This is a genomic window from Xanthomonas hortorum (genome assembly GCF_024339125.1).
In the GTDB taxonomy this organism is placed as follows: domain Bacteria; phylum Pseudomonadota; class Gammaproteobacteria; order Xanthomonadales; family Xanthomonadaceae; genus Xanthomonas; species Xanthomonas hortorum.
The window spans coordinates 4,561,929-4,576,022 of sequence record NZ_CP101417.1 but is presented as its reverse complement, the minus strand read 5'-3'; the positions used below and the strand labels follow the sequence as shown (position 1 = coordinate 4,576,022).

The following is a 14,094-nucleotide window of genomic DNA, read 5'->3' as shown; positions in this document are numbered from 1 at the left end:
TAAAGTTCAGCTTCGTTTCTTGGAATCTCATTCATCTTTGCACTTTATTTTCACCGCATTTTGACTTAGTAGGCCGCGGGCACATTCCTTAGGGAACCTCTGAACAACGCACCACAGATACGCGACACTACCCGCCTCATGTTGAGGAGTGATCCATGCAACTGACGTTCGGTGACGCTGAGGGCCTGGGCAAGCGCAAGCAGACCCGGCGGGAGATCTTTCTGGCCGAGATGGAGCAGGTGGTTCCGTGGCAGCAACTGCTCGGGCTGATCGCGCCGCACTATCCCGTGTCGGGGCGGCCAGGTCGGCAGCCGTACGCACTGGCGACGATGTTGCGGATTCATCTGCTGCAGCAGTGGTATGCGCTGAGCGATCCGGCGATGGAAGAAGCGCTGCACGAGATTCCGACCTTGCGGCGCTTTGCCCAGCTCGGTGGCTTGGACAACGTTCCGGACGAGACCACGATTCTCAACTTTCGCCGCCTGCTGGAGACCCATGGCCTTGCCGCGCGGATGCTGGAAGCGGTCAACGCGCATCTGGCGCGTAAGGGCCAGAGCCTGCGGTCGGGCACGATCGTCGATGCGACGCTGATCGCGGCGCCCAGTTCGACCAAGAATGCCGACAACGCGCGCGACCCTGAGATGCATCAGACCAAGAAGGGCAATCAGTGGTATTTCGGGATGAAGGCGCACATCGGCGTGGATGAATTTTCCGGGTTGGTGCACCACGTCCATTGCACAGCCGCCAACGTCGCCGATGTCACGGTGATGCACACGTTGCTGCATGGCAAAGAAGACAGCGTGTTCGGCGATAGCGGCTACACCGGTGCGGACAAACGCGAAGAACTGCAGGCCTGCAAGGCTGCATTCTTCATCGCCGCCAGGCCCTCGACGATGCAAGCCCTCGGCAACAAGCGCGAGCGTGCTCGGGAAAGACGTTGGGAACACTTCAAGGCCAGTGTGCGCGCGAAGGTGGAGCATCCATTCCGGGTGATCAAGCGCCAGTTCGGCTACACCAAGGTCCGCTATCGCGGCCTGGCCAAGAACACCGCGCAGGTGCTGACCTTGTTTGCGCTATCGAACCTGTGGATGAAGCGAAAGCAGTTACTGCCGACGATGGGGAGCGTGCGCCTGTAACCCGGGGAATTCCCAAGGAAAGCTCCAGAAATTGCGAAAAATCCGAAGATCCAAACGCGACTCTCCGGAACGATGCGACATCCCGCACTCTCAGGCCTCATTGTTCAGACCTTCCTTAGGGAACCTCTGAACAACGCACCACAGATACGCGACACTACCCGCCTGATGTTGAGGAGTGATCCATGCAACTGACGTTCGGTGACGCTGAGGGCCTGGGCAAGCGCAAGCAGACCCGGCGCGAGATCTTTCTGGCCGAGATGGAGCAGGTGGTTCCGTGGCAGCAACTGCTCGGTCTGATCGCGCCGCACTATCCGGTATCGGGCCGGCCAGGTCGGCAGCCGTACGCACTGGCGACGATGTTGCGGATTCATCTGCTGCAGCAGTGGTATGCGCTGAGCGATCCGGCGATGGAAGAAGCACTGCACGAGATCCCGACCTTGCGGCGGTTTGCCCAGCTCGGTGGCTTGGACAACGTTCCGGACGAGACCACGATTCTCAACTTTCGGCGCCTGCTGGAGACCCATGGCCTTGCCGCGCGGATGCTGGAAGCGGTCAACGCGCATCTGGCGCGCAAGGGCCAGAGCCTGCGGTCGGGCACGATCGTCGATGCGACGCTGATCGCGGCGCCCAGTTCGACCAAGAATGCCGACAACGCGCGCGACCCTGAGATGCATCAGACCAAGAAGGGCAATCAGTGGTATTTCGGGATGAAGGCGCACATCGGCGTGGATGAATTTTCCGGGTTGGTGCACCACGTCCATTGCACAGCCGCCAACGTCGCCGATGTCACGGTGATGCACACGTTGCTGCATGGCAAAGAAGACAGCGTGTTCGGCGATAGCGGCTACACCGGTGCGGACAAACGCGAAGAACTGCAGGCCTGCAAGGCTGCATTCTTCATCGCCGCCAGGCCCTCGACGATGCAAGCCCTCGGCAACAAACGCGAGCGTGCTCGGGAAAGACGTTGGGAACACTTCAAGGCCAGTGTGCGCGCGAAGGTGGAGCATCCATTCCGGGTGATCAAGCGCCAGTTCGGCTACACCAAGGTCCGCTATCGCGGCCTGGCCAAGAACACCGCGCAGGTGCTGACCTTGTTTGCGCTATCGAACCTGTGGATGAAGCGAAAGCAGTTACTGCCGACGATGGGGAACGTGCGCCTGTAACCCGGGCAACACCCTGCAAACGCGCCGGAAACGGCAAAAAAATCGAGGATCTGAGCGCCGTCAGCCTGGTCGATGTGGTTAGGCTCATCCTCCGATGCCGTTGATCAGACCATCCTTAGATCAATTATCATTTCTGGGATCTGATCTCCATAATTCTTGACCAGGTTGTGTTGTCGCTACTTTCCCAAACTGCGTCAAGCATCTTCCTGAAAACCGGATTTTGCTCAGCTTCAACTTCTATTTGATCGATAAAGCGATTGCCATGCGAGTCAATTAAATCTTCAAGCGGTCCAGCGCCCGCAATACTGATGACGCCTTCCGGTGGATTGCGTCGGCTTATTTCCACAAGGGCTTCCCAACAGGCTTCTGGCTTCGATTCCATTAGTTCGAAAAATAGGTCTACAGCCCACCAAAGTGGATCTTCGGCATTGGTGATATGGCGCTTCTGTGCCTCAATGTAAGTCTGAGCCCAGCGTTGGATTTCATTAGATTTCATGATTTTTAAAAGCCTGGTGCGTTTAAGTTGGCGACACGTTCCCATTCGCCATACTCGGCTGGTAATGGCTTGCAGTACATTCGCACCCTTCTTAGGGCGTCGCGTAGGCGCGCTTGCAATTGAGTGATTGCCTGTAAGTGGCCGGGGTCGCGACCTCTGGTCCCACCGGTTTGGAATTGAGGGATTCTTTTTGTGATCAATTTAAAGTAGGCGTTTCGTGCGTCTGTCTTTGCTTTTTCGCAGAGCTCGTCATTGTTTTCAGGGCATAGCGCATTGGCTATTGTGAGCGACTGATCAAGCAAGGAAAAACCAGGTGTTGTTTTGGAGATTTGATAAAGTCCGCCAAGCACTCCTGCTGCGGTCGGCTCCGGTAGACGGGGGCCGCCAAAGTCATCCATGCCATTTTCTCCTTCTCCGAATCCTGGAGGTCCGATGGGAAGCGGCATAGGAAGAGGAATAGCTTGCAGCCCGTTATGATCTACGCTGCTTAGAGGTCTAGAGCTGACATAGGCGTAGGAACTCAATCCACCTTCTAGTCCAATCGGATCGCTCTGCCCATACCGCCCCGTAGCCGCCTCGTAGTCCCGGAAATAGTTCTGACTCAACCCACTCGCTGCGTCGTACCGCTGCCCCGGAAAGCGCATATCCAACACCAGCGCTGCACCATCTCCATCAGGATCCTGATTCGGTGCGGTGTTACCGAAGGCTTCGCCCTTCAAGCTCCACGTCCACACGGCCACATCGCGGGTTGGGTCGATCACCACGCGTGGGCTGCCCAGGTGGTCGGGTTCGATGTAGTGCAGCGTGTTGGCATTGGCCAGCAGGCCGACCGGTAGATCGTCCAGCCAGATCGCCTGTTGCTTGGGCGCGCCGTTGCTGTCGTAGTCGCCTAGCCAATGGCCGGCTTCGTCATAGAGCGTGTAGGTATTGGTGGTGCCGAGGAAGCGGCGCACCTGCTCGCCACGGCCGTTGTAGCGGTAGTTCATCACCAGCGCGCCTGCACGCTTGGCCATGCTCATGCGGCCGGATGCATCGTAGGAGAACTCCCTCGCTTTGCCGCCGATCGTCAGCGTATTTCCCGCTTTGTCGTAAGTGCGCGCCACGCTTGCTACCGCACTCAGGCGATGATTGGTCGCCGGATAGGTGTAGACCTGTGTCACGCCGCCGAACTTGGCGCTGAGGCGATTGCCGGTGGCGTCATAGCTATAGCCGTCGATGACTGTTCCAGTGGTACCGTCCGTGAGGGCGGTGAGGCGGCCAAGGGTGTCGTAGCCCAGGCCGATCTCTGGTGTGGGATTGCCTGCTGGGGTGAGCGCGGTGAGATTGCCGACAGGATCGAAGCCGAAGCCCACTTCCAGTCCGCCCGGGCGGGTGTCCCGGATAGCCTGTGGGCGATAGTCCAGATCGTACTGGCGGGCGAGGGTGCGGCCATTGCCGTAGGTCCAGCCGGCGGCCGGGCCGAACGGATAGTAGCTGGCGTTGCTCAGCAGTACCTGGCGGCTGCCACCGGCCGAGGTAACGCCAACTTCGGTGGTCTGGCCTTGCGCGTTGCGCAGGTAATCGACCACCGCGCCATCCGGATAGGTCATGCGCCGCAGCTGCCCTCCGACCGTGTAGTCGTAACGCAGCACTAGTACTTTGCCGTTGCTGGTCTGCACCTTGCGGGTAACATCGCCAAACGCGTTGTAGCAATATTCGGTGGTGCCACTGGCATCGCTCATGCGCGACAGGCGGCCGACAACAAACGCTTCGCCGGCCGCACAGACCGTCGGCACAACGTCGTAGGCGTAACTGATATCCAGGCCGTCGGTTGGCTTTGGATAGGTCAGCTTGGTGAGGCGATTGAGCGCGTCATAGCCGTAAGTCGTGATAACCCCACGCGCATCGGTCTGAGTGGCGCGGTTGCCGGCGCTGTCGTAGGTGTAAGCGGTGACGCCGGTATCTGGACTGGCCAGTTTTGTCAGGTCGCCAAACCCGTTGTACTCGTACGTGGTGCCCAATCCCTTTGGATCGCTGACCTTGGCCAGGTTGCCTTGGTAGTCGTAAGTAAATTTGGTTTCGGCCTTGATGCCGCTGGCGTCCTGCAAGCTGCGTGCGAGCCTGTTCAGCGGGTCATACTCGCTCAGCGTGGCGGTACCCAACGCGTCATTCACTGCGACGGTGTTGCCTTTTGCATCGTAAGCGAAATCGGTCGGATCACTTGCAGCCGTTGCCTGCGTCTTGAGTTGTCCAAGCTGGTTGTAGACGCGTGATAACGTACGCTTCAGCGTTCCGGCGACATCTCGGGTGTCTTCCTTGATCTGGTTGCCGGCGTTATCCAAGGTGTAATGCACCGTGTTACCGGCATTGTCGGCGACATCGGTCAGGCGATGCGCACCGTCATATGTGAAGGTAGTGAATCCGCCGTCAGGTTGCGTGACTTGCTTGATCAGGCCCGTGGGCCAGTAATCGATGCGTGTGATACGGTCGTCCAGGTCGCTCGCTGGATCGGCTCCGCGCACTTTGGTCGCGGTCAGCCAGCCGCGACGGTGGTAGCTGTAGTCGGTGATGTTGCCGTTTGCATCTTTGATGGAAAGCGGACGACCTGCGCCATCGTAGGCGAGATACTCAGTCACCTGTCCAAGTGCATTGGTGGCTTTCCAAAGATCGCCTTTGCGGTGCGGGCAGGTTGTGGGCGCTCCAGCGCACGAACTATCGTCGCTTCCGTAGTAGGTGTAGGCAGTCGTATCCGGTACATCCATACGCGCACCATCGGACAGTGTGATTAGCCCCAGGATGGGGCAGCTACCCGCATCGAGAGCTGCTTGTTCGCAGTATTCATTGCGTGAGGTTCTCACTACACCGGTGACAGCGTCTGTTTGTGTCCGGGCAATTTGCTGGCCACGTCCATTGTAGGTAAGAACGGTGGACTGGCGTAACTTGCCTTTGGGGTCGTAAATCCTGTGTTCGAGCAGTGTGTTTTTGGCGACATCGCGAACGAACTCCTCGCGTTGTTGCTGTGCAGTACCCGCAGCCTTGACGATTGCGGATAGATATGTCGGCTGGTACTCGTACTTCGTGACGGTTCCCGCGCGATCGGTTTTCGATTGCAAGCGTCCGTCGGCTAGGTAAGTATTTTTGTCGTTTCCAGCTTCACTGGCGAGGTTCTCCAGCGATCGATACAGGCCGGATCCTGCACTGAATATCTTCTTTTCGCCAAGTGCATAGGTCACGCTTGTTGTCGTTGAGCTATCGTAGCTAAGCGAGACGGCGTCCACCTGTTCGCTTCCGGACTCCAAAGCACTACCAATGACGCGGCCATTGGGCTCGTAATTGAACGTGCCGTAGCGACGCCCATCTTCCGATGTGATGCCGGTGAGGTGATGTATCAATTTAGGGTCGGCAAGACCTTGCTCGTGATAGTGATAGCGCTTTATGCTGCCTTCGCCATAATCTGCTGCGGTAAGATTTGAGTCGCGATCATAGTCATAACTGATCAGGCTTCCATCGGGAAGTGTGATGGATCGTAGGCGATCAAGTGCGTAGTTGAATTGGATCTTTCTGCCGGACGCGTCGGTCGCCGATGTCAATTGTTCTTCGATGTAAGAGAGTGTGACGTCATTAGAGGGGGTTGCCGGATTTCGTACGGATAGCAGCGCACCGTCGCGGTTGAAGTCCCGAATCTCACCAGAAGCCTCAAAGAGGCGATACTGCGCCTCTGGCGTATTCAGATAAATCATAATGCGATTCGAGTTTGCTCCTCGATAGATGTTTCCATCTACTTTGACGAAGTTTTCGTAGTTCCCCTCCGCATCGATCAAGACGGGGGAGTACGTGTCTGTTGAGACCAGATAGTCGCTATAGCTATGCGACCAGCCAACCGCAAAAGGGTTGTCGCGGTCGCGGAATTGAGCGAGTGAGTGGTAGTACCTGGAAAAGGGTCTCCCCGCGAACATGAAGTCGGTTTCGGTCCGCGTCTTGTCGCCAGTGGTGGGGTGACAGGGGTTTGCGGTGGAGCAACTCGATATCTGGCCCGCTCTGGCGGACATGAACGAGAAATCCGCGCTCGATCCGCACATCAGCGTTTGCGGAAGCTCGCTCTCGGTCCAGCCGCCGCCGAAGTTGGGGGAAAGTCCGGATTCACACGAAATCAGGCGTCTCTTGTAGATCGACCAATTGAGCTTTCCCTTCGTCACCGTGCCATTGGATGCGGTGCAAGTGGTCTCGCTGCTAAAGTCTTTTTGACCGTAGCGGATGGCATTCCCGCTCAAGCCGAGGTTGGTGGTGTTGTAGTCGCGGGTTGTTTTTCCGAGGTCGAGGCTGCATCCACTTTTGATGCGAGTGCGAAGATGCGCTAACGCAGCGCTAATCAGTTCGCCCTCGTTCGTGCAATATGTCGAATAATTTGGATCCTGCGGCGCGGCACAGCCTGGATTACCCTGGCCGTGGACACCCATGTCAACCGTATAAATCGGATCGGCAATTTGTTTCGCTGGACGATCCAGAACGTCGTAACGTAGCGAAAGCTGCCCCGTAAGCGGATTGGTCACAGAGGTGAATGTGTGTTGGAGATACTGTCCGACGCCGGCATATCGCGTGCTGGCCGCCAACGCCGCCAGTGCCTCCACTTGCGTCGGATAGCATCCTCCCGATACGCAAAATTCAGCAGGCGGCAACGCCTGTGCCAAGACTGGCTCGATAGGAGCTGATGCAATATAGGTAGCTGTGCAAAGTACAACTCTGAGCAGCACAGTCGGCACTTTGCAAAGACGTGTGTGCGACGAACGTAATGCAGAATCAGTTTCCTGAGAAACGCTGTCCATGCAATCTTCCTTTGATATGAGCCTTTAGATCTCCTGTCGGCTTGGCCGACGGGAGCACTTCCTGTTTGACGCTACATCCATGCAGTCGCGTGCGAGCCTACGCCTTCATCACCATGGCGTCCAGCGCTTGGCGCCCGAATAGCAGCGGCTTGTCGAAACTGCCCCGCTCAGTGACGAGGCTCAGTTCTGATAAGGATTGGCGCGGGAGGACGCCCTTTGCTATGGAGATTGCTGTAGACACTCAAATACAAAGACCGGCGATGACGCCGGTCTTTGTGTGTTTACCCCACCGCCACAACGGATTTAGGCAGACAACTCCAACAACAACTTATTCAACCGCTTCACATACCCAGCCGGATCCTTGAGGCTATCGCCCGCCGCCAACGCAGCCTGGTCGAACAAGACGCGGCTCAGGTCACCGAAGCAGTCCATATCCTGCTCCGCATCCAGCTTTTCGATCAGCGGGTGGGCCGGGTTGAATTCGAATACCGGCTTGGTTTCCGGCACGGCCTGGCCGCTGGCTTCCAGCAGCTGGCGCATCTGCAGGCCCAGGTCGCCCTGGCCGATGGCGAGGATGGCGGGGGAGTCGGTCAGGCGGTGCGAGACGCGTACTTCGGCCACGTCGTCGCCGAGGGCGGCCTTGATGCGCGAGGCCAGGCCTTCCTTGGATTTGGCGACTTCTTCCTGCGCCTTCTTGTCTTCTTCCGAATCCAGCTTGCCCAGGTCCAGGTCGCCGCGTGCCACGTCCACGAACGACTTGCCGTCGAACTCGGTGAGGTAGCTCATCAACCATTCGTCGATGCGGTCGGTGAGCAGCAGCACTTCGATGCCCTTCTTGCGGAACACTTCCAGATGCGGGCTGTCCTTGATCTGCGCATAGCTTTCGCCAGTGAGGTAGTACAGCTTGTCCTGGCCTTCGGTCAGGCGACCGACATAATCGGCCAGGCCCACGCTCTGCGCGCCGGTGGTGTCGTGCGTGGAAGAGAAGCGCAGCAGGCCGGCGATCTTCTCGCGGTTGGCATAATCTTCGGCCGGGCCTTCCTTCAACGCCTGGCCGAAGTTGCGCCAGAACGTCACATAGTCCTCGGGCTTGTCCTTGGCCAGTTTTTCCAGCATGTCCAGCGCACGCTTGGTCAGCGCGGACTTCATCGAATCCACCACCGGGCCCGATTGCAGGATCTCGCGCGACACATTGAGCGACAGGTCGGACGAATCCACCACGCCCTTGATGAAACGCAGGTACAGCGGCAGGAACTGCTCGGCCTGATCCAGCACGAACACACGCTGCACGTACAGCTTCAGGCCCTTGGCCGAATCGCGGTGATACAGGTCGAACGGTGCGCGGCCGGGCACGAACAGCAGCGAGGTGTAATCCAGCTTGCCCTCGACCTTGTTATGGCTCCACGCCAGCGGGTTGCCCGCATCGTGCGCAACGTGCTTGTAGAACTCCTGATATTCCTGCTCGCTGATCTCGCTCTTGGGGCGCGTCCACAGCGCGCTGGCGCGGTTGACCGCTTCCCACTCCGGCTCTGCCGGCGCATCGGCGTCTTCGCCGTGATGTTCCTTGCGCATTTCGATCGGCAGGCCGATATGGTCGGAATACTTCTTGAGGATGCCGCGCAGCGTCCAGCCGTCGGCAAAGCTGTCTTCGCCTTCTTTCAGCTGCAGCACGATGCGGGTGCCGCGCTCGGGCTTGTCGATGCTGGCGATTTCGAACTCGCCTTCGCCACGCGAGGACCAATGCACGCCTTCGTTGGCGGGCAGGCCGGCGCGGCGCGAATACACGTCGACCTGGTCGGCGACGATGAAGGCGCTATAGAACCCCACGCCGAACTGGCCGATCAGGTTGGCGTCCTTCTTCTGGTCGCCGCTCAGGTGCTTAAGGAAGTCGGCAGTGCCGGACTTGGCGATCGTGCCCAGATGCGAGACCGCATCTTCGCGGCTCATGCCGATGCCGTTGTCGTCGATGGTGACGGTGCGCGCGTCCTTGTCGTAGTCCACGCGAATGCGCAACTCGCCGCCGCCTTCCAGCAGTTCCGGCTTCACCAGTGCTTCGAAACGCAGCTTGTCGGCGGCGTCGGCGGCATTGGACACCAGCTCGCGCAGGAAGATTTCCTTGTTCGAGTACAACGAGTGGATCATCAGCTGCAGCAGCTGCTTGACCTCGGTCTGGAAGCCAAGCGTCTGCTTGTCGGTATCAACGGTCATTGGGGTCGTGCTCCGTGGTGGCCAAGGCCGCAGTGCGGCCGATGGCCTGGGGGATGAGGTCGCACGGGGATTTTTTCAAGGCAAGCCGGTGGATCCTGCAATGTCGGCGCACTGCGACAGCAGCGGCGCCAGCGCCGGGCAGCGCTATCATGGCGGCCCCGTTTGCCTTGCCTTGCTCCATGCCGCCACGCGTCCTGCCACTATCCCGCGCTTGCTGTCCTCCATCAGGAACGTTGCGATGAGCCGCCCCGCACGGCCGGCGCCGCGTGGCGCGGAAGGGCAGGTGCGCATCGTCGGCGGGCGCTGGCGCAACACCAAGCTGGCGGTGCCGGATCTGCCGGGCCTGCGCCCGAGCAGCGACCGGGTCCGCGAAACGGTATTCAACTGGCTGATGCCGCGCCTGCCCGGTGCGCGTGTGCTGGACCTGTTCGCCGGTTCTGGTGCGCTGGGCCTGGAAGCGGTGTCGCGCGGCGCCGCGCACGCAACGCTGATCGAGCGCGACCCTGGCCTGGTGCAGCGGCTGCGCGAGCACGTGGCCAGGCTGGATGCGGCCGATCAGGTGCAGGTGCTGCAGGAGGACGCGCTGCGCTGGCTGGAGCGCGCACCCGCCGCGCAGGCCAGCATCGTGTTCGTCGACCCGCCGTTTGCCGCCGGCCTGTGGCCGAGCGTGCTGGAACGCCTGCCCGCGCACCTCACTCCGGATGCCTGGCTATATCTGGAAGGCCCGGCCGAACTACCGCCGCAGGTGCCGGCCGGCTGGCATCTGCACCGCGAAGGCGCCACCCAGCAGGTGCGCTATGCGCTGTACCGCCGGGCCGCTGCTACACTGAACAGCGACCCGACCCCGGTAGTTTCCGTATGAGCGTGGCCAACAGCCGCACTGCTGTCTATCCCGGTACTTTCGACCCGATCACCAACGGTCATATCGACCTGGTGAATCGCGCTGCGCCGTTGTTCGAGCGGGTGGTGGTCGGCGTGGCCTACAGTCCGTCCAAGGGGCCGGCGCTGCCGCTGGAGCGCCGCGTCGAGCTCGCCCAGGAAGCCTTGGCCGCACATGCCAATGTGGAAGTGCGCGGCTTCGATACGCTGCTGGCCCACTTCGTGCGCGACATGGGCGCCGGTGTGCTGCTGCGCGGTCTGCGCGCGGTGTCCGACTTCGAATACGAATTCCAGATGGCCAGCATGAACCGCCATCTGATCCCGGAGGTGGAGACGCTGTTTCTGACCCCGGCCGAGCAATACAGCTTCATCTCGTCCTCGCTGGTGCGCGAAATCGCGCGGCTGGGCGGGGACGTGTCCGGTTTCGTTCCGGCTTCGGTCGTCGAGGCCTTGCGGCAGGTGCGGCAATCCCGCGCGCAGGCCTGATTCTCTAGCAGTCACATCACCACATGCTTTTCAAAGGGAGGAGTTTCATGAAACACACAATGCGCGCGCTGGTGCTCGCTTCGATCGCCGCTCTGGCCGTCACCGCCTGCAAGAAGGAAGAGCCGGCACCGACCGCCGCCGCAGCCCCGGCTGCGCTGACCGCACCGTCCAAGGACGACAACGCCGGCTGGAAGAAGTACCTGCAGGAAGTGGTCGGCCAGAACCTGGGCGCCACCACCAACAGCCCGTTCCTGTACTACTTGCCGCCGGAGTCCGATGCCGAGTTCGCCGGCAGCTACGAGCGTCAGCTGGAAAGCGTCAAGACCGCGCTCGCCCGTGGCGTGCAGCCGGGCAACATGCTGGCCTTCGGCTCGTCGGCCTCGACCAAGATGGCCGACTTGATCGACGCCGCGTTCAAGGACGTGCCGGCCGATTCGATGAAGGGCGTGCGCGTGTTGTTCATTGGCAATGCGGCCGAGAATGCGCGCGTGCAGACCATCGTCCAGCCCAAGGGCGTGGAATACACCTTCGTTGAAGCCAAGTAATGCCGTACCAGGCCGGACGCGCGGGAGGGCGCATCCGGCCGCAGCATGCGGATCCAGCCGCATGCTGCTGAATTCGCATACCACCGGAGCCGGCCGTGTCAGGCCGGTCTCCGACAGCGCCCACGGCGTTGTCCCCTGGTTGATTCGCGCCATGTGCGCCTGCCTGCAGCAGTACGTTGCGTTCCAGCGCCTGCGGTTGAATCGCGCTGCCTCGCATCGCATGGTGTTGCCGATATGTCGCTGAAAATCAACGAGCTCTGCGTCAACTGCGATGTCTGCGAGCCGGCGTGCCCGAATCAGGCCATCTCGATGGGCGAAACCATCTACGTCATCGACCCGGCACGCTGCACCGAGTGCGTGGGCCATTTCGACGAGGCGCAATGCGTGGTGGTGTGTCCGGTCGAATGCATCGACCCGGATCCGGCTATCCCGGAAACCCATGATCAATTGCTCGCCAAGCTCATGCAGCTGCAGCGCGATCACCCCGAACTGTACGAACAGGAGCCTCCCGCCCCGTGAGCATTTTTTCCCGACATTTCTCTGCGCGCGGCCTGTTGCTGCTGGCCTTCGTGCTGGCACCGCCGGCGTGGTCTGCCGATGGCAGCAAACCTGCGGCGGCTGCGACCTCGCCGGTGGCGGCGCATCCGCCGGGCGCGGCGATTGCCAGCGGTCACACCCTGGCCACCGATGCCGGCCTGCAGATCCTGCGCGAAGGCGGCAATGCCTTCGATGCGGCCATCGCGGTGTCGTCCACGCTGGCGGTGGTCGAGCCGATCAGTTCGGGTCTGGGTGGCGGTGGCTTCTTCCTGCTGCACGATGCCAAGACCGGCAAGGACGTGATGCTGGACGCGCGCGAGTACGCGCCCGAGTCGGCCAGCGAGGCGCAGTTCCTCGACAAAAAGGGCGAGCTGGACCGCGACCGCTCGGTCAACGGCCCGTGGTCGGCCGGTATTCCCGGGCTGCCCGCCGCGCTGGTGGAGCTGGCCTCCAAACACGGCCGGCTGCCACTCAAGCAATCGCTGGCACCGTCGATCCGCATCGCCACCGAAGGTTTCCCGGTCTACGCGCGCATGGCCAAGGGCTATGCCTCGCGGCGCGAAGTGATGGAGCGTTACCCCGGCACGCGCGAGGTCTATCTGCGCGGCGGCAAGCCCATTGCCGAAGGCGACATCTTCAAGCAGCCCGAACTCGCACATACGTTGAAGCTGCTTGGCGACAAGGGCTTTGACGGCTTCTACAAGGGCGAAACCGCCAAGAAGCTGCTGGCTGGCGTCAAGCAGGCCGGTGGGCAGTGGAAGGCCGCCGAGCTGTCCGGGTATCGGGTCAAGGAGCGCACGCCTATCCAGTTCGATTACCGCGGCTGGAAGATCACCACTGCGCCGCCGCCGTCCTCCGGCGGGATCGCACTCGCTGCCATGCTGCAGATTCTGGAAGGCTGGGACCTGGACAAGCTCGACGACGCGCACCGCACCCATCTGGTGGTGGAAGCGATGCGCCGCGCCTACCGCGACCGCACCTTTTTCCTGGGCGACCCGGACTTTGTCGCCGTGCCGCAGCGTGTGCTGACCAGCAAGGATTACGCGCAGGGCCTGCGTGCCACGATCAACCCGGAGAAGGCCACGCCCAGCGATCTGCTGTCGGGCAATCCCACCCCGCTGGAAGACGACGAGACCACGCATTTCTCTATCATCGATGGCGAAGGCAACCGCGTCGGCGCCACCCAGACCGTCAACCTGCTGTACGGCTCCGGGCTGATCCCCAAGGGCACCGGCGTGCTGCTCAACGACGAGATGGACGACTTCGCGCTCAAGCCGGGCACGCCGAACGCCTTCGGCGTGATGGGCTACGCCGCCAATGCGCCCAAGCCGGGCAAGCGCATGCTCAGCTCGATGACGCCGACCTTCATGGAATCGGCCGACAAGGTCGCGGTGATCGGCACCCCGGGCGGCAGCCGCATCATCACCATGGTGCTGCTCGGCATCCTGGGTTATGACGCCGGCCTGGACGCGCAGCAGGTCAGCGCCTTGTCGCGTTATCACCACCAGTGGTTGCCGGACGTGATCGAGGCCGAGAGCAACGCGTTCTCGCCGCAGACCGCCAAGGCGCTGCAAGCGATGGGCCACGCACTCAAGCTGCCCGGCGATACCGCCGCCGGCGGCCGCGGTTCCAGTCATGTGTGGGGCAACCTGCAGACGGTGGAATGGGACAAGCGCAGCAACGTGCTCAGCGGCGGTAGCGACCCGCGTAATCCGGTGGGCAAGGCGCAAGTGCAGCTGGCGACGCCGGCGCGTTGAGTGCGGCCATGTCCTGTACTCGCATTGCGAAGGACGCAATACGCATGTCGGTGCCTGCATAGTGACGCAGGGTGGGCCACGGCCC

At 60.9% G+C, this 14,094-nt stretch carries 10 protein-coding genes; 7 read left to right on the top strand and 3 right to left on the bottom strand.

Annotation, left to right across the window (positions count from 1 at the left end):
- Positions 1-155 precede the first annotated feature (155 nt).
- Positions 156-1,136 carry an IS5 family transposase gene (locus NMB96_RS19545; RefSeq protein ID WP_183086603.1) on the top strand — a complete coding sequence of 327 codons (981 nt, stop codon included), beginning with the start codon at positions 156-158 and terminating at the stop codon, positions 1,134-1,136.
- A 182-nt stretch (positions 1,137-1,318) separates the two neighbouring features.
- On the top strand, positions 1,319-2,299 hold the full coding sequence (locus NMB96_RS19540) for an IS5 family transposase (RefSeq protein WP_183086593.1): 981 nt from the start codon (positions 1,319-1,321) through the stop codon (positions 2,297-2,299).
- Between the two features lie 127 nt (positions 2,300-2,426).
- Here NMB96_RS19540 and NMB96_RS19535 read toward each other — a convergent pair whose 3' ends face one another.
- The 3 genes from NMB96_RS19535 to htpG all read right to left on the bottom strand — a co-directional run bounded on the left by NMB96_RS19535 (position 2,427) and on the right by htpG (position 9,805).
- Positions 2,427-2,795 (bottom strand): DUF6869 domain-containing protein, encoded by a 369-nt coding sequence (locus NMB96_RS19535; protein WP_006448936.1) that lies wholly within the window; start codon positions 2,793-2,795, stop codon positions 2,427-2,429.
- Between the two features lie 5 nt (positions 2,796-2,800).
- Complete coding sequence (locus tag NMB96_RS19530; protein WP_255085445.1) at positions 2,801-7,597, bottom strand: RHS repeat-associated core domain-containing protein; 4,797 nt, start codon at positions 7,595-7,597, stop codon at positions 2,801-2,803.
- Positions 7,598-7,900: 303 nt separating this feature from the next.
- Entirely contained in the window at positions 7,901-9,805 is a 1,905-nt protein-coding gene (gene htpG, locus NMB96_RS19525; RefSeq protein ID WP_255085444.1) for a molecular chaperone HtpG, read from the bottom strand.
- A gap of 238 nt (positions 9,806-10,043) precedes the next feature.
- Here htpG and rsmD point away from each other — a divergent pair, with 238 nt between their 5' ends.
- The 5 genes from rsmD to ggt all read left to right on the top strand — a co-directional run bounded on the left by rsmD (position 10,044) and on the right by ggt (position 14,009).
- A complete protein-coding gene (gene rsmD / locus NMB96_RS19520; protein WP_043889812.1) occupies positions 10,044-10,667 on the top strand; it encodes a 16S rRNA (guanine(966)-N(2))-methyltransferase RsmD in 624 nt (207 codons plus the stop codon).
- Positions 10,664-11,170, top strand: coding sequence for a pantetheine-phosphate adenylyltransferase (gene coaD / locus NMB96_RS19515; RefSeq protein WP_006448932.1), 507 nt, complete (start codon positions 10,664-10,666; stop codon positions 11,168-11,170). Before rsmD ends, coaD begins: the two co-directional genes overlap by 4 nt.
- Before the next feature lie 47 nt (positions 11,171-11,217).
- Positions 11,218-11,715, top strand: coding sequence for a hypothetical protein (locus NMB96_RS19510; protein ID WP_023904336.1), 498 nt, complete (start codon positions 11,218-11,220; stop codon positions 11,713-11,715).
- Between the two features lie 234 nt (positions 11,716-11,949).
- Positions 11,950-12,234, top strand: coding sequence for a YfhL family 4Fe-4S dicluster ferredoxin (locus NMB96_RS19505; RefSeq protein ID WP_003489796.1), 285 nt, complete (start codon positions 11,950-11,952; stop codon positions 12,232-12,234).
- On the top strand, positions 12,231-14,009 hold the full coding sequence (gene ggt / locus NMB96_RS19500) for a gamma-glutamyltransferase (protein ID WP_255085443.1): 1,779 nt from the start codon (positions 12,231-12,233) through the stop codon (positions 14,007-14,009). Before NMB96_RS19505 ends, ggt begins: the two co-directional genes overlap by 4 nt.
- Positions 14,010-14,094: the final 85 nt, after the last annotated feature.